We start from the raw sequence: 18,549 nt of genomic DNA on the forward strand, positions 1-18,549 counted from the left end.
TAATATTTACGTGGCATTTGAAATAAAATAGCGCGCAGCACACTCATTAAGAACACAAAATAGGCAATGCACGTATAGTGCCAGCACTTTTATAAAAGCGCAGAAGGTAAAGTTTGAGTAGCAGAGGGTTTTTGTTAAAAGCTTATAGAAAAATAGGTTCACGTAGGCAGTAAAGTCACGCTGCACCTTTAAAACCATACAAGACTGCATTGCGCAGCCTTATATATGTTAAACAGCAGCTTACTTGCTAAGCGTCTTGCTTAGCCTCTTCTTCACTAATTTGTTTTAGTGCTTGAATAAACGAGTCGCTTGGTTGTCCGCCACTGATTGCGTATTTATCGTTGATAATAAATGTAGGTACAGAGGTAATACCGAGTTGCTTAAAGCGGTCTTGCTCTTGGCGTACTGTTTGAACGTATTTATCTGAGTGTAAAATACTACGCGCCTGCTCTTTATCAAGGCCAACACTTGCGACTACATCAAGCAGTGCCTCTTCTTGATTTAAGTATTTTAAATCGGTGAAGTGTGCTTCAAACATGGCAAGCTTTAATTCGGTTTGCTTATCTTCTTCACGCGCCCAAGTAAGTAGGCGGTGTAAATCAAAGCTGTTGATCATGATGCGCTCACCATCAAAATTAAAGATAAAACCGGCACGCTGACCTGCTTCGAACATGTTTTTGCGATTTTCATCGCCTTGCTCTTCAGTCAGGTTGTACTTTTGCATTAGGTGCTCGTTTAAATTTTGACCTTCAAGCGGCATGTCAGGGTTTAGCTCAAAAGGATGCCACGTAATATCTGCACTCATCTCGTCTTTAAGTTGGCCAAGCGCTGTTTCTAGGTTTTTATAACCTATTACGCACCATGGGCACATTACGTCTGACACGATATCAATTTTAAAGTTTTTCATATTCATCCTTTTGCGGATTGCTTTGGTATAACAGAGGATATTGGGATGAAGTATGCATTATCAATCCTCAAACTAAAAAGAGCAGCTAATGGCTGCTCTTTATAAAGGGTTTAAGCGTTAAGCCCAAACGGGTCGTCAATACTATAACTTGGCTGTGTAAACCAATGTGGGCCGTTGTCGGTCATATAAAAGTGATCCTCCAAACGCACACCAAATTCATCGGGTATAACTAGCATTGGCTCGTTACTAAAACACATGCCAGGTGCAAGTGGGGTTTTGTCTCCACCGACTAGATAAGGCCATTCGTGAATATCTAAGCCAATACCATGGCCCGTACGATGTGGGCAGCCGGGTGTTTGATACTGTGGCCCCAATCCGTGAGCCGCTAAATAGTGACGAGCGCCTGCGTCAACTGCTTCACACGTAGCGCCAATTTTTGCAGCACTAAAGGCGGCGAGTTGCGCTGCTTTTTCATGATCCCAAAACATGCGCTGGCGCACTGTTGGCTCACCAAATACATAGGTGCGGGTTATATCTGAAAGGTAATCATGCACTTTGCAACCGGTATCTATTAATACCATATCGCCTTTTTTAAGCACTTGCGCATCTTTAACGCCATGTGGAAATGAGGTCGCCACACCAAATAAAACAATGCAAAAATAGTTACCTGGTGCACCTACCTTTTGATGCGCTTTTTTAATAAAGGCTTCTACCTCTGTGGTGGTAATACCTTCATATAGCATGCTTGCAGTTGCTTGGTGCACTGCAAGGGTCATATCCATTGCGCATTGCATAAGCGCTAATTCGTTTACTGACTTATGCATGCGGCAATGTGCAGTAACGCTTTGTGCATTAACTATATTTAAGCCTTTTTGCGCTTTGTTAATACCGTCGAATATAAAAAACTGGGCACTTTCATCAATGCCTATTGTGGCATTGTCAGGTATGTTGAGCTGCTTGAGTACACTTACAAATAACGCATATGGGCTTTGATGTTCTTGCCAGCCATGAATGGGGCCTTCAATCACTTTAAAGCCGTTTAGGGTGCCAATTTCAAAATAAGGGGCTATGTATTGTACATCGCCTATAGCGGGTAAAATGGCGCCAACCATGCGCTCACTTGCATACCATTTCATACCAGTGAAGTAAGTGAGGTTTGTACCTGCATTTAAATAAATTGCATCAATATTATTTGCTTGCATATAAGCTTGTGCTTTTGCAATGCGCTGTAAATATTCATCTGCTTGAATAGGGGTTACATTGGCGGTCATATTGCTTAATCCCGCTAATGCTTGCTCGCTTGTGTGTGTACCAACGCCTAGTGTGGCCATAAAAGTCTCCTTGGTTTCAATACCAAGCTGCATAAATACTTGAGCAATTGAACAAATTAAATTTCACTAAAATGTTAAAAAGCCCCAATAAGCAGATTGGTGTTAGGCATTGTGTTTAATGTAAAACCATAATTCAATAATATGCGACAACATGCATGCTAAGGTTTTTTAGCGTAAGGTAAACGCGATAATTTATTGCTAGTGTGGTAACTATCAAGCCCAGTTACAGCCACAGTCTCAATAGCTTGTAAATCTAAAAAGCCATCACTTTGTAGCGCCGCTTCATCTAAATACACATCGGTAATTTCACCTATAACCAGCTCAGTGCCATTAACGGCTAAGTGTTGGTGCTCAACGTATTTTACAGAGTATTTTAATCGCGACTCTTGCACAAAAGGGGCTGTAAATTCATTTAAGTATTCTGGCGTTAAACCTGTTGCGTCAAACTCTGACTCGCCTTTATCGTAGCGAGCTGATGTTTGATGAGCTTGCTTATATATGGCCTTATTTACTTGGTTAATGGTGTAACAACCGGTTTCTATGATGTTTTCAAACGTATGGCGAGGCACGCTATTAGGGCGCATTATCATGCCAACCAATGGCGGGTGAGCCCCTAAATGAATAACCGAGCTAACAATAGCTACATTTGTATTGCCTTGCTTGTCTTGCGTGCCAATTAAGTTGGCGCTTTTAAAACCCGAAAGAGAATTAATTAAATGAGTACGAGTGTGTTTTTCAAGTGCGTTTATGCGCTCTTTAGTAAAATGCATTAAAGGTCCTTACCAGGGTATGGCTTCGCCTTGCCAATCTAAATAGGCGGGCTCACCGTTAAGTTCTAAATGAGGGTTATTAAACGTAAGTGTAAAAAGCTGTTTAGCTACAAATTCAGCGCTAAAAAGCTTATCCGCAGGTACGTTTTTTTGAAATGGTTTTGAAAGCGCAGTATCGGTAGTGCCCGGATGAAATAACACCAGTTTAGTATTTTTAGCTCGGCGCGCCAGTTCTACCGCTGCGGTTTTAAATAGCATGTTTAAGGCCGCTTTAGATGCGCGGTATGTATACCAACCGCCTAATTTATTATCATTAATACTGCCCACACGCGCACTGAGCGCCGTTATAGTGCACTGCGTTTTATGTGTTAACAGCGGCAAAATGCTTTGTAAGCACAGTAAGGGAGTGAGTGTGTTGGAATTAAATAATTCATTAAAATAGTCTGCGTTTAGCTCTTCTAGCTTTTTTTCTGGCATGTGGTTTTTATTGTGCAATGTGCCATTAAACATAACGACTTGTTGAATATCGGCATTTTGCTCTTTTAAGTAAGTTGTAACCTTGGCTAAGCTTTGCGCTGTGTAATCGCTCTTTATGTAAACAACATTACTATTTGTATCTGCCTTTTTTGAGCTAACACATATAACTTGCACTGTGGGTGCATTTATTTGTAGGTGCTCAATATAAGCTTGTGCTATTGCGCTGCTGGCACCAAATAAAACAATTGTTTTCATTGTTTGTCCTTTGTATTAACAGTGCATTGGCCGTTTAAACAGGAGGCGTTTGGCATGAGCAAACGGCTTATTTTTTGTCTGTGTTTTGCAAAAAACATATAGGCGGCATCAGCGAAGTAGCGAATTATTGGCAAGCGAAAAATTTTCAACCAGCGGTATTTGCCTACTGTTTTCCACGCTTGATAGGTAACATCTAAGCCGTAAATCATCTCGCCAGTTGGTAACTGTGCATGCAATATAGCCATGGCCTTGTTTTTATTAACACTTGGATAACGTGCGCTAAAATCGTGGCTATTAAGGTCTTCTAAAACAATTTTATGTTTAGTATCAGCATCTTTAAGGTGCTGCATTTCGGTATTGCAAAGCGGGCAGCTGGCGTCGTAAAAAATGATCATAAAAGCCGTTTTCTAATAATTTACATATAGCTAATTACGATTCACCATTGCAAATGGATCTATTAAATCTGCGCTCATGATGATATTAATAGCATTCCATGAAACAAAGGAGACTGAGAAATGAGTGAACAATATGCCGCCTTGCGAGGTAATGTTAATTTACTTGGGCAGCTACTAGGACAAACTATTAAAGATGCCCAAGGCCAAGCGATTTTAGATAAAGTAGAGGAAATTCGTGCTTTATCAAAGTCATCTCGCAGTGGTAACGAAGACGACAGACAAGCGCTAATTGAGGTACTACATGCGCTTAGTGATGAAGAGCTTTTACCGGTTGCCCGTTCATTTAATCATTTTTTAAATTTAGCTAATGTAGCAGAGCAGTTCCACACTGTTTCGCGTTTTAATGATGTTGGTTTTTGCCAACTAAACCCTCTCACTCAAACATTAAAAACGTTAACTGCAAAAGCAAAAGAAGGCCAATTAGATAGTAATCATCTGGCCGAAACACTCTCAAAACTCCACATAAACTTAGTATTAACCGCTCACCCAACCGAGGTGACGCGCCGTACAATTATTAATAAGCACGTAGAATTAAGTGATTGTTTAGCATCGCTTGAGCGCAAAGACAATTTACCACAAGAACGTGAAGCTATTTTAAATCGCATCGCTCAGCTTATCAGCCAAGCATGGCACACCGATGATATTCGTCGTTCTCGCCCAAGCCCAGTTGATGAAGCTAAATGGGGATACGCTGTTATTGAAAACAGCTTATGGCATGCTGTGCCACGCTTTTTACGTGAGTTTTCAGATCAAGTTAAAGAGCATTTAAGTTTAGAGCTTCCGATTGATTACAGCCCCATTGAGTTTACCTCTTGGATGGGCGGAGACCGTGACGGTAACCCATTTGTAACCGCACAGGTAACACAGCAAGTACTTGACCATGGTCGTTGGATGGCACTTGATTTATACAGCCGTGATATTGACACGCTAAGCGCAGAGCTGAGCATGTCAGATGCAAGCGATGAGCTAATTGAGCTGGCAGGACAAGACTTTGAACCTTATCGCGCTGTACTTAAAAAGCTTAAAAACCAAGTCTCTGAAACAGTGGTGCATTTAGGTGCAAAAATCAAGAATAAGCGCAGCGATTCAGAAGACTTAATCACTGATATAAATCAAATCAAGCACCCAGTAGAGGTGTGCTATCGCTCTTTATTAAAGTGCAACATGAAAGTTGTCGCCGATGGTTTATTACTTGATTTACTGCACCGTATAAATAGCTTTGGCCTGCGTTTGGCAAAACTTGATGTACGCCAAGATTCAGACCGCCACAGCGATGTGTTTTCTGAGCTTACACGCCACCTAGGCTTAGGCGATTACAACCAATGGCAAGAGCAAGACAAACAAGCATTTTTGCTTACCGAGCTTAATTCTCGCCGTCCGCTTATTCCTAAAAACTGGCAACCAAGTCCAGAGGTGCAAGAAGTACTCGACACCTTTGATGTAATAGCTAAGCAAGATGAAAAAACATTTGGCTTGTACATTATTTCAATGGCGCGTACCGCCTCTGACATTTTAGCTGTACAACTGCTTTTAAAAGAAAGTGGCTGTCAGTTTGATTTACCAGTAGCGCCTTTGTTTGAAACGCTTGACGATTTAAACGCTGGTAGTGATGTAATTACCACTTTGCTTGATAACGTATGGTACCGCGGGCATATTAAAAATACCCAAAATGTCATGATTGGTTATTCTGATTCAGCTAAAGATGCCGGCATGATGGCCGCAGGCTGGGCACAGTACGAAGCAATGGATAAACTAGTGCAGCTTGCCGATGAGCGCGGCATTGAACTTGTTTTATTCCATGGTCGTGGTGGTACGGTAGGGCGCGGTGGTGCACCTGCTGCACAAGCATTGCATTCACAACCGCCTGGTTCATTAAAAGGTGGCTTGCGTGTAACTGAGCAAGGCGAAATGATCCGCTTTAAGTTTGGTTTACCCGATGTAGCACTGCAAAGTTTAAATATTTACGCGGGTGCCGTACTGCAAAGTAACTTATTACCACCGCCAGAGCCTAAGCAAGAATGGCGTGAAGTAATGAAGTTGATAAGCGAGCAGTCATGCGATCACTACCGTAATGTGGTTCGCCATGATGAAAACTTTGTTCCTTACTTTAGAATGGCAACGCCTGAGCTGGAGCTGTCTAAATTACCATTGGGCTCGCGTCCTGCTAAACGTAACCCAAATGGTGGGGTTGAGAGCTTACGTGCTATTCCATGGATTTTTGCATGGAGTCAAAACCGTTTAATGTTACCTGCATGGCTTGGCGCATTAACAGGCTTAAAAGCGGCACTCGATAAATACGGCATAGAAACACTGCACGAAATGAGCCTGCAATGGCCATTTTTCAGAGCACGCCTTGAAATGCTAGAAATGGTATTTAGTAAAGCCGATAGCTGGTTAAGTGAGCATTACGATAACGCGCTGGTGGAAGACATGTACAAACCACTAGGTACCTCGTTACGTAAAGAGCTAGAAGAAGCAATTAGCTTAGTGCAATCGCTTAGCCCGCAAAATAGCTTATTGGCAGATCAGCCATGGATAAAAGAGTCGATTGCACTGCGTAATCCGTACACCGATCCGCTTAATGTACTGCAAGTTGAGCTGCTGCGCCGTTCGCGCTCAAGCGATAAAGTGAGTGAAGGTGATATTGATAATGCATTAATGATCACTATGACTGGTATTGCCGCAGGTATGCGTAATACTGGTTAGTCTACTTTAACTAAAAAATAGGGGAGCACAGTGTGCTCCCTTTTTTTGCTGGCATTTAGGCGCCTAACCTTTTAAACTACTTAGCCATTAAATAATTATAATATGTTATGGCATCAGCAACTTTTACTGTGCAACAAGACACAGCACTCACAAATTCACATATCTCACTAAGCGTTACGCAAACTCAAGCATTACGCAGCCAATTAAAAGCCCAGCGCGGTATTTTACATCCTAACGATATTAGCCAATTATGCGCGCAACTTAATGTATCTGATGACGCGTTATTACAAGGTTTAGTGCCTTTAGCGTCTGAATTTTCGGTGGCTCCTGTTTCTCATTTTCATGTGGGAGCTATTGTTAAAGCACTTGATGAGCAAGGTGATATAAATTTTTATTTTGGTGCGAATGTTGAGTTTGATCACCAGGCGCTTAGTCTAGTCGTGCATGCAGAGCAGTCGGCGATTAACAATGCGTGGTTAAATGGCGCAAAAAAAATACTAAAAATAGCAATTAGCGATGCCCCATGTGGCTATTGCAGGCAGTTTATGAACGAACTGGCTGATGCAAAAGAGTTTGATATTTTACTACCAGATCAGCACTTTAAATTAGCTGATTTATTACCGCATTCATTTGGCCCCACAGATTTAGGCAACGATTTTAGCCTGTTTAACCCAAAACAGCAGCAACACACATTTGCAGATACAGCCCTTGATGAAAAACTAGCAGCCATGGCGCTAATGGCCTACGTACCTTACAGTAACAACTTTAGCGCAGTTAAAATAAGCACCTTTAATAATGGTGACTTTTACGGCAGTTACGCAGAAAACGCGGCTTATAGCCCAAGCCTTTCGCCACTACAAAGTGCGCTTAGTCAATTGTTTTTAGCGGGTCTTAGCTTTAACGATAAAACGATTAAAGCAATTACACTGTTAGAAACCCAAGGTCATGAAAACCAAGGGGGAGTAGCACGTGCGGTACTTGCAAGCTTTAGCAATTTGCCAGAAATAGAAGTGATTAGCGCAAAGCTAAGGTAACCAGAATTTAGGGTAAGCTAAAAACATTAAAGCACAGCAATTGCTGTGCTTTATGCGTTTTATTAAAGCGCTAAAAAGGCATTAGCCTAATAGTACTTTTGCAGCTTCTAATACCACGGCCACAGATTTCTTCTCAATTTCACCGTGATCAACATTTGGAATTTCTTGGCGAGTACGGTTAACCAATACACCGGCAACACACGCCGCTTTAAGGCCTAGCGCTGCACACATGGTAAATAAGGTAGCAGACTCCATTTCGTAGTTCATCACGCCTAGGTTTTGCCACTCTTCACAGCTACCTTGTAATGACTTAGGTACATAACCCGAATGCGTATCGTAACGCTCTTGCCCTGGGTAGAATGTGTCGCTTGAGGCAGTAATACCAATGTGGAAGTCGATATCTAGGTTTTTACACGCTTGCACCATAGCTTGAGTCGCAAAAAAGTCAGATACCGCAGGGTAGCTAAGTGGTGCAAAGTGTTGGCTTGCGCCATCTAAACGCACAGACGCTTGGCTTACTAAAATATCACCTTCATTAATATGTGGCTGAATTGCCCCAGTAGTACCAATACGTAAGAAAGTACGTACGCCAAGCTGTGCCAGCTCCTCTACAGCAATAGAGGTTGAAGGGCCGCCAATACCGGTTGAACAAATCACCACAGAGTGACCATTTAACTGGCCTAAATAAACATGAAACTCACGTGTTTGAGCAAGGCAGGTTGGGTTGTCTAGGAATTGAGAAATGCGTGCAGCACGATCTGGGTCACCAGGGACAATAGCAAGTTCAGCCCCTTTTAAATCGTCAATACATAATCCTAAGTGAAATACCTTTTCCATAACTAAGCCTTTTTATAAAAATTTGTTGTCAATCTAGCATCATTACGGCAAATGTAAACTAAGTACAGGACGTATGTCCGATGTTGAAAAATACTTATAAATGATGGCTTTATTCATTCACATTGAATATTAAATCAAAGGCTTAAAGTTCGTTAAAAGGCGGGTGGTTGACTTGTTTATTGAGAGTCTATATGTATTGATTATGGTGATAATTTAAATTTATCAATACGTGGTTTAAAGCGTTTTTAGTTATTTAATAACAAACAGTTACGGTTTTATTTTAGCTTTTTTTTAACGGCTTTTATATAAGCGCATAAATAATGCTTGAGCAATAAGTGAGCGCCTTACGCGTTATTTGCAAATAGGCCGATAATTTTAGTTTTTGCATAACTAATCAAAACCACATGAATAAAACACACAAGTATAGGATTTATTATGAGCACACAATTTGACGCGTTTAAACGTAAAGTAGAGCACTGTTTATGTGCACCTGGCGATGGTGTATTTACAGTTAATACCGCGAAAGAGCGTAAAGCGGCATTACGTAATAAATTGTATGGGCAAAGCGAAAATGTTGATGTTTTGTGGCGCGATTCTTTAACACAATTACCCGAATCTCCTCACAAAGCGGTTATGTTAGGTATTAGCTCAGATTGTGGCGGCGGTATTTTACGTGGCGCAAACTGGGGGCCATTATTTTTACGCTCAGCCTTGATTGATCAGCAAACCCAGTGCCGCTCTTTTGATTTAGGTGATGTACGCGTTATCCCGCATTTATTACATGATAAATACTTAAACGACGCCACAATTTCAAACTGCCAAAAAGCCCTATACGGCGATAAAAACGATGATTACTACGTAAGCCCACTTTCTATTACCGAAGATGTGTGTGACAGTTTTTACGCCACATTTAAAGATAAAGGCATATTTGGTATTGGGGGCGATCACTCAATTAGCTACCCGCTAACTAAAGCGTATTTAAAAGCTAAGCGTGAGCAAGGCAAACGTACCGCTATTATTCATTTTGATGCGCATACCGATTTATTAGTAGAGCGCTTAGGGATAGATTTATGCTTTGGCTCGTGGTGTACGCATATATTAGAGTTTTTACCTGCACCGCATCATTTAATCCAGTTTGGTATTCGCTCAAGCGGTAAACCTAAATCGCACTGGGAAAGCACCTTTGGTGTAAAACAACATTGGGCTAATGAAATTATAGAACGTGGTGCAAAAGCGGTTGCGGATGAAACCATTGCGCAGCTTAAAGCCGATAACGTAGATGAAGTGTACGTAAGCTTTGACATAGACGCACTCGATGCCGAATTTGCCTCAGCAACGGGCACACCAGAAGATAACGGCTTAACCCCGCAACATGCACTGGATATTTTACAAGCTATTGCCGATGAGTTTCCAATTTCTGGCGCCGACATGATGGAAATAGCGCCATTTACCGACAGCTCATTAGTAGGCCAAGCAAGTTCAGAAACAACATTACGTGAAGGCGCTAAAATTTCAGCGTTCTTAATTAGTGCAATGAATAGATAGCAGGTTAGTCTTTAAAAAACCTAGTCCTATCAGTGTATAGGGCTAGGTAAAAAACTAGCGGTTCGGTTACCCTCGGCTATAGTTGGTGTATATCTGTTTTAGTTTTGAGGCGAAGCTGAATGAAGCTGTACTTATTTTTGTTGTGTTTTGCATGCATAAGGCTCAATGCAGCTGAAATTACAATAGTGACCGAAGTATTCCCCGACTTTCAATACATTGACGAAAACAACCAACTTGCAGGGCGCTCTGTAGATAAAGTGAGAAACGCGCTCGCCAATACAGATATTAAATACACTATGTTAGCGCATAGTTGGGCTGTGTCTTATAACGCAGCATTAAGAGATACGAATACCTGTATATTTTCTATTGTAAGGTTACCTAAGCGAGAAGATAAATTTAGCTGGGTGGCTGAGCTTGAAAGTTTTGACTCTGCTATTTATGCCCTTAAATCACGTAACATTCGCTTAAAAACGCTTAACGATGCTAAAAAATATAAAACAGCGGTGCTTAGGGATAATTTTAGCCACCATTATTTGCTAGAGCGTGGCTTTAGTGAAGCTAAAAACTTATTGATAATTGATAGCTTAGACAAAATAGATAAATTAATAAGCACACGGCACGATATTCTCGACTTTGTTATATTAAGTAAAAAACAATTTAACTACCGCGCACAGTTTGAGCCAAAGCTTAAATTATTAGAGCCTATATTAACGCTCAATACACAACACTCCCCCCTTTACTTTGCCTGTAATAAAAACATGCCGCAAAGCCTACAAGATAGACTCGCGCTGGCATTCGATGAAGCAAAAAAGAAAAATAAACAACGCTAATTCAATGGCTTATTAATTTAGCCTGTAAAAGCATAAATATAAATTGCCGCGTTTAAAAAAGCGTCTATAATCAGCTGCTTTTTATTGAAAAAGCGCTAACTTTTGGAGCGTTAAATGGGTGATTTAATCGGGATTAGCTTATTGATCTTGATCAGTGCGTTGTTTGCCATGTCGGAAATTGCTATTGCAGCATCGCGTAAAATTAAACTGCGGGTAATGGCCGATGAAGGCAGTGATAACGCAGCCGCGGTATTAAAACTGCAAGAAAACCCTGGGGCGTTTTTTGCGATGATCCAAATTGCCTTAAACGCGATTGCTATTTTAGGCGGAATAGTGGGCGAACAAGCGCTATCGCCTTATGTACAAAGTATCTTGGTGCTTTTTTATCAAGGTGTACACCTTGAAAAAATTAGCTTTTTATTTTCGTTTTTTACCATTACCTCGCTGTTTATATTATTTGCTGATTTAATGCCAAAGCGTTTAGCGATGATCATGCCTGAAGCGGTGGCTGTGCGTGTGGTAACAATAATGCGATGGGTTACTTTTGCACTTACGCCATTAGTGATGTTTTTTAATGGTTTAACTAATTTTGTACTGCGTTTATTTAAAGTACCCGCAGAGCGAGAAGACATTGTTACCACCGAAGACATTGTGGCGATGATGGATGCGGGCGCAGAATACGGCAGCTTACAACAACAAGAGTATGAGCTAATTGGCAATGTGTTTGAACTAGAAGCACGCTTTTTATCAAGTGTAATGACCCCACGCGACCAAATAGTTTATTTTGACTTAAATGAAAGCAGCCACGATATAGCCACCAAAATTATTGAAAACCCCCATAATCATTTTTTAGTGGTCTCGGGTAATTTAGATAAATTACGCGGCTCTGTTGAGTCAAAAGATATACTACGACAAGTACTAAAAGGTGAGCCAGCTAATATTAAGCAAGAGCTGATTGAAACAGACGTGTTTTATTTACCTGAAACCCTAAGCCTGTCTGAGGCGCTAAATGCATTTAAAAGTGCTGCAAAACCGTTTGCTGTGGTAGTAAATGAATATGCCTTGTTAGTCGGTATTGTTACCGTAAAAGATTTAATGAAAGGGTTTATGGGAGATTTAATTACCCATCAAGGCGATGAACTTATTATTGCCCGCGATGAGCACTCATGGTTAGTGGATGGCTTAACCCCGATTTCTGATTTAGCAAAAGTATTAGGCATTGAAGAGTTTCCCGATCAAATGCACTTTGAAACCGTGGCTGGCTTTTTAATATACACAATGAAGCGTATACCTAAACGTGCTGAGTACTTTACCTTTAATGGCTTTAAATTTGAGGTGGTTGATGTTGAGGGCATAAGGGTTGAGCAATTATTGGTGTCTCGTATAAATAAATAGTTATAAATTTGCATTAAAGCCAAGCTTAGCTTGGCTTTTTTGTTGCAGGTTAATAAATAACGCACCGCAATAAAGTTTATTTTTCATACTTATCCGTTTTATTTTTCATCAAATTAACACCTTCTACAACCTATGGCGTAGTTTAATTTTGCAACTGTAAGTTAGTGTAAATTTGCACCCGTTTTAATTTATTCTCGTTTAGATTTACTTTAGAATGATCGTTCACTCTAGACATAAATAGACTAAAAGGTATTTAACATGCAGCGTTCTCGCATCGCTTTATTTGTATTAACAGCCCTCGTTGGATCTGTTGCTTTAACAGGTTGCGATCAAGCAGCTGACTCGCAACAAGCTTCAGCTCCACAAGCAGTACCTGTTGGTGTAATTACATTAAAAAGCCAAGCGCTTACACTAAAAAAGGAGCTTCCCGGTCGCATTAGTGCTTTTCAAATTGCGGAAATCCGCCCGCAAGTAAGTGGCATTGTGCAATCGCGTTTATTTAAAGAAGGTGCTCAAGTTAAGCAAGGCCAAGCGCTTTATCAAATTGACCCCGCTACGTTTGAAGCTGACCTAGCAGCAAGTGAAGCAGCTGTGGCCCGCGCTGAGGCAAGTATTGCCAGCACTAAATCAAAAGCGTCGCGTTATAGCGAGCTTTTAAAAATTAAAGCCGTAAGTCAGCAAGACTTTGACGAAGCAGATGCAGCGCAAAAGCAAGCGCAAGCAGAGCTATTAACGGCAAAAGCACAGCTTAAATCGGCGCAAATTAACCTAGATTACAGCCATGTATCTTCTCCAATCAGTGGCCAAATTAGTAAATCGAGCGTTACTGTTGGTGCGCTTGTTAGCGCTAATCAAACAACAGCACTGGCAACAGTGACCCAGCTTGACCCTATTTATGTTGATTTAACCCAATCAAGCAACGAGCTAACTCAACTTAAAAAAGCTATTTCTTCAGGTTCATTGAGCGTTGATTCACAATCGCAAACAGATGTTGAACTGCAAATGGAAGATGGCTCAACTTACCCACTTAAAGGCACGTTACAGTTCTCTGAAGTGACTGTAGACCCAAGCACAGGGTCGGTTACTTTACGCGCTAAATTCCCAAATCCTGATAAGTTATTATTACCGGGTATGTATGCACGTGCCTCAGTGGTTGAGGGCGTAAAACAAAACGCTATTTTAGTGCCGCAACGTGGGGTTAGCCGTAATACAAAAGGCGAGCCAACAGCCATGGTTGTTAGCAAAGAAAACACCGTTGAAAGCCGCGTTTTAAAAGTAGACAGAACGATTGGTTCAAACTGGTTAGTAACCGACGGGCTAAGCGATGGCGATAAAGTGATTATTGAAGGGTTACAAAAAATTCGCCCTGGAGCGCCGGTAACACCGACTGAAGTTTCACTATCAGCAACAGCTGACAAAGCGCAATAACGGAGAGTTTTAATGTCACGATTTTTTATCGACAGACCCATCTTTGCATGGGTACTTGCTATCGTGGTTATGCTTGCAGGTGTTTTAGCTATTCAAAGTTTACCAATAGCTCAGTACCCGTCAATTGCCCCGCCGGCAATTAGTATTACTGCAACATACCCGGGCGCATCAGCACGTACCCTAGAGGATACGGTTACCCAAGTTATTGAGCAAAAAATGAAAGGCCTTGATGGTTTGCTATATATGTCATCGACTTCTGAGTCGAGTGGTTCAGCAACCCTTACGCTTTCATTTAGCGCCGAAACTGACCCGGATATTGCACAGGTACAAGTGCAAAACAAGTTAGCCACAGCCACCCCTTTGCTACCTGAAGAAGTGCAAAGGCAAGGTGTATCGGTGGCTAAGTCTGCACGTAACTTTTTAATGGTACTGGGTTTTGTATCAAAAGATGGCAGCATGACGAATATCGATATTGGTGATTATGTGTCATCTAATGTTCAAGATATTGTTTCGCGTGTTGAAGGGGTAGGTGAGGTTCAGCTGTTTGGTTCTCAGTATGCTATGCGTATTTGGTTAGACCCAGCTAAGCTGCAAAACTACAAGTTAACCCCTGCTGATATTAGTGCATCAATCAGTGCTCAAAACGCCCAAGTGTCTGCTGGGCAATTAGGCGGCATGCCTGCGGTTGAAGGTCAGCAACTTAATGCTACCGTTACTGCACAAAGCCGTTTACAAACAGCAAAAGAGTTTGAAGACATTATAGTTAAGGCAAACGCCGATGGCTCGTTTGTACGCCTTGAAGATGTAGCCCGTGTAGAGCTTGGTGGTGAAAGCTATCGTGTTGTAGCGCGTTACGATGGACAACCAGCATCGGGCTTAGGTATTAAGCTTGCCAGTGGGGCAAATGCACTCGATACCGCAGAAGGTGTAAAAGCTGCTATTGAAGAGTTAAAAGCGTTTTTTCCTGAAGGCTTAGATGTTGTTGTTCCTTATGATACTACTCCGTTTGTTTCGTTATCGATTGAAAAAGTAGTGCATACATTAATAGAAGCGGTTGTGCTGGTATTTGTTGTTATGTATCTGTTTTTACAAAACTTCCGCGCTACGCTTATTCCAACTATAGCTGTACCTGTGGTGTTGTTAGGTACTTTTGGTATTTTGTACGCGTTTGGCTATTCAATAAATACATTAACCATGTTTGCGATGGTACTTGCCATAGGTCTACTGGTTGATGATGCGATTGTTGTAGTAGAAAACGTTGAGCGTGTAATGAGTGAAGAAAAACTCTCTGCGCTTGAAGCAACACGTAAATCGATGGATGAAATTAAAGGCGCGCTAGTGGGTATTGCCATGGTGCTGTCGGCTGTATTTATTCCGATGGCGTTCTTTAGTGGCTCTACCGGTGTTATTTATCGTCAGTTTTCTATTACGCTGGTATCAGCAATGGGGCTCTCGGTATTAGTAGCACTTATTTTAACACCTGCATTGTGTGCCACGCTTTTAAAGCCTAGCCACGTGCATGATAATAGCTCGATGTTTGGCCGTTTTTTCAGTGGTTTTAACCGCGGGTTTGATAAAACAAATGCCGGCGCGCAAAGTTTTGTAAGCCGTATGATCCGCTTATCTAAGCGCTACCTTTTATGTTATGGCCTTATTGTTGCGGGCATGGTGTATATCTTTTCAAGCCTACCTACAGCGTTTTTACCTGATGAAGACCAAGGTATTTTGTTTAACCAGGTTTCACTGCCTGCAGGCTCAACTACCGAAGAAACATTAGAAGTGGTTAAAAAAGTAGAAAACCACTATTTAAACGATCAATCTGAAGCTGTTAACGGTATTTTTACGGTAACCGGATTTAGCTTTGCAGGTTCTGGTCAAAACTCAGCAATAGGCTTTGTAAACTTTAAGCATTGGGATGAGCGCGAACGTGATGATTTATCTGTGCAAGGTGTGGCAGGTAAAGCAATGGGCTATTTCTCAACGATTAAAGAAGCGTTTGTGTTTGCTTTCCCGCCGCCAGCCATTGTTGAGCTAGGTACTGCAAATGGTTTTAATATTTTCTTACAAGACAGGGTTGGACTTGGCCACGATGCTTTATTAGCAGCGCGTAATCAATTACTTGGTTTAGCGAGTCAAAGCCCAATTTTGGCGGGTGTACGCCCTAACGGACAAGAAGATATGCCCGAGCTGCAACTTGATGTTGACCTTGCTAAAGCACAAGCACTCGGAGTGTCTCAGGCAGATATTAACAGCACGCTATCAACTGCGTGGGGTAGTAGTTACGTTAATGACTTTATTGACCGTGGCCGCGTTAAAAAGGTCTACCTTCAAGGTGAAGCGCAAGGACGTATGGTGCCAGAGGATTTAAACAAGTGGTATGTACGTAATGACAGTGGCGATATGGTGCCATTTTCAGCCTTTGCAAGTTCGTATTGGACCTATGGTTCACCACGTCTTGAGCGTTATAACGGCTTTTCAGCAATGGAAATTCAAGGTACTGCTGCACCAGGTTACAGTACTGGCCAAGCAATGGATGAAATGGAGCGCTTAGTTAAACAACTTCCTAATGGAATTGCCTCTGAGTGGACGGGTATTTCGTTTCAAGAGCGCTCTAGCAGTGGCCAAGCCCCGTTACTTTACGGTTTATCGCTATTGTTTGTATTTTTATGTTTAGCAGCGCTTTATGAAAGCTGGTCTGTACCGTTTGCGGTTATGCTTATTGTGCCATTAGGTATATTTGGTGCGACGGTTGCCGCGGTAATGGCAGGTTTATCTAATGATATTTACCTTCAGGTAGGTTTATTAACCACCATAGGATTAGCCTCTAAAAATGCAATATTAATCGTAGAATTTGCGATTCATAAAATGCAAGAAGGTCTAGGGTTAGTCGATGCGGCTATTGCAGCAGTACGCTTACGCTTACGTCCAATATTAATGACCTCAATGGCCTTTATTTGTGGTGTTATACCGCTTGCTATTGCCTCAAGTGCCGGTTCAGGTGCGCAAAATGCACTGGGTATTTCGATTATAGGTGGTACGCTTGCCTCTTCTATTTTAGTGGTGGTATTTGTGCCGTTATTCTTTGTTTTAGTTCGTCGTGTATTTCCAATGAAAAACACCGACGATAAAAAGGAGAGCGCACAATGAGCATTAAACGCTTCACTTTAAGCGCAATTACATTAGTTGTTTTAAGTGGCTGCCAACTAGCCCCTGAGCAAAAAGAGCTTGGTTTACCAGTGCCAGATACTTATGTATCTGACACTGGGCAAGCAGCAGCGCAACAGTTACACTGGCAGCAATTTTTTAATGATGAAAAATTGCAAACCTTGATTAGCTTAAGCCTTGAGCATAATAAAGATATGCAAATAGCAGTATTAAATGTGCAGCGTGTACGCGGTTTATACCAAATTGAAGATTCGGGTTTATACCCTTCATTAGATTTTAATGGTGGGGCTACGCGCCAACGTTTACCGGCTGATTTAACCAGTACGGGTGAAGCAGGCATTAGCTCACAGTACAGCGCAACGGTCGGTATTACCTCTTATGAATTAGATATTTGGGGTAAGGTACGTAACCAGTCTGAGCAAGCCCTGCAAAACCTCTATAACACTGAGCTTACGCAATACAGCACGCAAATTTCACTCATTGCTGAGCTTGCCAATGCTTGGTTAAACTACGCAACTGACTTACAGCTATTAGAGCTTGCTAAAGAAACATTAAGCTCGCAGCAGGAGTCGCTCTCGCTTACGCAAAAAAGCTTTGATTTAGGCGCTACATCGGCAATTACGCTTGAGCAGCTTAAAAGTACGGTTGCCACTGCAAAAGTAGATATAGCAACATATAAACGCTTGTTAAAACGTGATAAAAGCGCGTTAGATTTACTGGTAGGGCGCCCTGTATCGAGTGATTTATTACCGACAAAATCGTTAACTAATTTACTGGACTTACCAGAAGTACCTGTTGGTTTACCCTCTGATTTATTAACGCAGCGCCCTGATATCAAAGCCGCTGAGCACGCTTTATTAGCCGCTAACGCGAATATTGGTATAGCGCGTGCGGCGTTTTACCCAAGCATTAGCTTAACCGCGACTGCGGGCAGTACGTCTAGCGATTTAAGTGGCTTGTTTGATTCAGGCTCAGGGACGTGGAGCTTTGTACCGTCAATCAACTTACCAATTTTTACTATGGGACGTAACCAGGCAAACCTTGATGTGGCTAAGGCCGATCAAGAAATTGCGGTGGCGACGTACCAGCAAAAAATTCAAAATGCGTTTCGTGAAACTGCCGATGCATTAGCAGATAGAGAAGGCTACAAAGAGCAACTTGATGCCCTCGATATGTTAATTAGTTCGCGTCAGCTAACGTACGATTTATCAAAAATGCGTTACGAAAAAGGGGCTGATAGCTACCTACAAGTACTTGATGCACAGCGTACGTGGTACTCGGCTCAACAGCAGTTAATAACAGGTCAGCAGGCTTACCTTGCCAGCCAAATTAACTTGTATAAAGCTTTAGGTGGCGGCTGGAATATAGCTAAAACACCTGTGCAAGAGCTGTAAAATGAAGGGTGTTGTTAAGT

General features: G+C 41.7%; 14 protein-coding genes. 8 read left to right on the plus strand and 6 right to left on the minus strand.

What is annotated here, in order from left to right; all coding sequences use genetic code 11:
- Positions 1-247: 247 nt before the first annotated feature.
- The 5 genes from AN390_RS08680 to AN390_RS08700 all read right to left on the minus strand — a co-directional run bounded on the left by AN390_RS08680 (position 248) and on the right by AN390_RS08700 (position 4,135).
- On the minus strand, positions 248-907 hold the full coding sequence (locus tag AN390_RS08680; RefSeq protein WP_055253926.1) for a DsbA family oxidoreductase: 660 nt from the start codon (positions 905-907) through the stop codon (positions 248-250).
- A gap of 110 nt (positions 908-1,017) precedes the next feature.
- Complete coding sequence (locus tag AN390_RS08685) at positions 1,018-2,238, minus strand: Xaa-Pro peptidase family protein (protein WP_055253928.1); 1,221 nt, start codon at positions 2,236-2,238, stop codon at positions 1,018-1,020.
- Positions 2,239-2,396: 158 nt separating this feature from the next.
- The gene (locus tag AN390_RS08690) at positions 2,397-3,008 is read right to left on the minus strand and encodes a flavin reductase family protein (RefSeq protein ID WP_004588763.1); all 612 of its coding nucleotides are present in this window, start codon (positions 3,006-3,008) and stop codon (positions 2,397-2,399) included.
- A gap of 9 nt (positions 3,009-3,017) precedes the next feature.
- A complete protein-coding gene (locus tag AN390_RS08695) occupies positions 3,018-3,740 on the minus strand; it encodes an SDR family NAD(P)-dependent oxidoreductase (RefSeq protein ID WP_055253930.1) in 723 nt (240 codons plus the stop codon).
- Positions 3,737-4,135, minus strand: coding sequence for a thiol-disulfide oxidoreductase DCC family protein (locus AN390_RS08700; protein WP_024031936.1), 399 nt, complete (start codon positions 4,133-4,135; stop codon positions 3,737-3,739). The genes AN390_RS08695 and AN390_RS08700 overlap by 4 nt, the downstream gene beginning before the upstream one ends.
- A 120-nt stretch (positions 4,136-4,255) precedes the next feature.
- Here AN390_RS08700 and ppc point away from each other — a divergent pair, with 120 nt between their 5' ends.
- Both ppc and cdd read left to right on the plus strand, forming a co-directional pair.
- Positions 4,256-6,901: a phosphoenolpyruvate carboxylase gene (gene ppc / locus AN390_RS08705; protein WP_004588760.1), complete on the plus strand. Its 2,646-nt coding sequence runs from the start codon at positions 4,256-4,258 to the stop codon at positions 6,899-6,901.
- Positions 6,902-7,008: 107 nt separating this feature from the next.
- Complete coding sequence (gene cdd / locus AN390_RS08710; RefSeq protein ID WP_055253932.1) at positions 7,009-7,935, plus strand: cytidine deaminase; 927 nt, start codon at positions 7,009-7,011, stop codon at positions 7,933-7,935.
- Positions 7,936-8,016: 81 nt separating this feature from the next.
- Here the strand turns inward: cdd and udp are convergent, their stop codons facing one another.
- Positions 8,017-8,772 (minus strand): uridine phosphorylase, encoded by a 756-nt coding sequence (udp, locus tag AN390_RS08715; protein ID WP_004588758.1) that lies wholly within the window; start codon positions 8,770-8,772, stop codon positions 8,017-8,019.
- 435 nt (positions 8,773-9,207) lie between these two features.
- Here udp and AN390_RS08720 point away from each other — a divergent pair, with 435 nt between their 5' ends.
- The 6 genes from AN390_RS08720 to AN390_RS08745 all read left to right on the plus strand — a co-directional run bounded on the left by AN390_RS08720 (position 9,208) and on the right by AN390_RS08745 (position 18,529).
- Entirely contained in the window at positions 9,208-10,317 is a 1,110-nt protein-coding gene (locus tag AN390_RS08720; RefSeq protein WP_055253934.1) for an arginase family protein, read from the plus strand.
- 119 nt (positions 10,318-10,436) lie between these two features.
- Positions 10,437-11,147: an ABC transporter substrate-binding protein gene (locus AN390_RS08725; protein WP_055253936.1), complete on the plus strand. Its 711-nt coding sequence runs from the start codon at positions 10,437-10,439 to the stop codon at positions 11,145-11,147.
- A 114-nt stretch (positions 11,148-11,261) separates the two neighbouring features.
- Positions 11,262-12,542: a hemolysin family protein gene (locus AN390_RS08730; protein WP_055253938.1), complete on the plus strand. Its 1,281-nt coding sequence runs from the start codon at positions 11,262-11,264 to the stop codon at positions 12,540-12,542.
- A 258-nt stretch (positions 12,543-12,800) separates the two neighbouring features.
- Positions 12,801-13,970, plus strand: coding sequence for an efflux RND transporter periplasmic adaptor subunit (locus AN390_RS08735; RefSeq protein WP_055253940.1), 1,170 nt, complete (start codon positions 12,801-12,803; stop codon positions 13,968-13,970).
- A gap of 12 nt (positions 13,971-13,982) precedes the next feature.
- Positions 13,983-17,117 carry an efflux RND transporter permease subunit gene (locus AN390_RS08740; protein WP_054981829.1) on the plus strand — a complete coding sequence of 1,045 codons (3,135 nt, stop codon included), beginning with the start codon at positions 13,983-13,985 and terminating at the stop codon, positions 17,115-17,117.
- Positions 17,114-18,529, plus strand: coding sequence for an efflux transporter outer membrane subunit (locus AN390_RS08745; protein ID WP_055253942.1), 1,416 nt, complete (start codon positions 17,114-17,116; stop codon positions 18,527-18,529). The genes AN390_RS08740 and AN390_RS08745 overlap by 4 nt, the downstream gene beginning before the upstream one ends.
- The last annotated feature ends 20 nt before the right edge of the window (positions 18,530-18,549 follow it).

This window comes from Pseudoalteromonas sp. P1-11 (assembly GCF_001399995.1).
In the GTDB taxonomy this organism is placed as follows: domain Bacteria; phylum Pseudomonadota; class Gammaproteobacteria; order Enterobacterales; family Alteromonadaceae; genus Pseudoalteromonas; species Pseudoalteromonas atlantica.

What these genes read in the sequence shown, in the direction of transcription:
- AN390_RS08745 (WP_055253942.1), top strand. Translation starts at nt 17,114, where the DNA reads ATGAGCATTAAACGCTTCACTTTAAGCGCAATTACATTAGTTGTTTTA.
- AN390_RS08700 (WP_024031936.1), bottom strand. Translation starts at nt 4,135, where the DNA reads ATGATCATTTTTTACGACGCCAGCTGCCCGCTTTGCAATACCGAAATG.
- AN390_RS08720 (WP_055253934.1), top strand. Translation starts at nt 9,208, where the DNA reads ATGAGCACACAATTTGACGCGTTTAAACGTAAAGTAGAGCACTGTTTA.
- ppc (WP_004588760.1), top strand. Translation starts at nt 4,256, where the DNA reads ATGAGTGAACAATATGCCGCCTTGCGAGGTAATGTTAATTTACTTGGG.
- AN390_RS08680 (WP_055253926.1), bottom strand. Translation starts at nt 907, where the DNA reads ATGAAAAACTTTAAAATTGATATCGTGTCAGACGTAATGTGCCCATGG.
- udp (WP_004588758.1), bottom strand. Translation starts at nt 8,772, where the DNA reads ATGGAAAAGGTATTTCACTTAGGATTATGTATTGACGATTTAAAAGGG.
- AN390_RS08690 (WP_004588763.1), bottom strand. Translation starts at nt 3,008, where the DNA reads ATGCATTTTACTAAAGAGCGCATAAACGCACTTGAAAAACACACTCGT.
- AN390_RS08695 (WP_055253930.1), bottom strand. Translation starts at nt 3,740, where the DNA reads ATGAAAACAATTGTTTTATTTGGTGCCAGCAGCGCAATAGCACAAGCT.
- cdd (WP_055253932.1), top strand. Translation starts at nt 7,009, where the DNA reads ATGGCATCAGCAACTTTTACTGTGCAACAAGACACAGCACTCACAAAT.
- AN390_RS08725 (WP_055253936.1), top strand. Translation starts at nt 10,437, where the DNA reads ATGAAGCTGTACTTATTTTTGTTGTGTTTTGCATGCATAAGGCTCAAT.
- AN390_RS08740 (WP_054981829.1), top strand. Translation starts at nt 13,983, where the DNA reads ATGTCACGATTTTTTATCGACAGACCCATCTTTGCATGGGTACTTGCT.
- AN390_RS08730 (WP_055253938.1), top strand. Translation starts at nt 11,262, where the DNA reads ATGGGTGATTTAATCGGGATTAGCTTATTGATCTTGATCAGTGCGTTG.
- AN390_RS08735 (WP_055253940.1), top strand. Translation starts at nt 12,801, where the DNA reads ATGCAGCGTTCTCGCATCGCTTTATTTGTATTAACAGCCCTCGTTGGA.
- AN390_RS08685 (WP_055253928.1), bottom strand. Translation starts at nt 2,238, where the DNA reads ATGGCCACACTAGGCGTTGGTACACACACAAGCGAGCAAGCATTAGCG.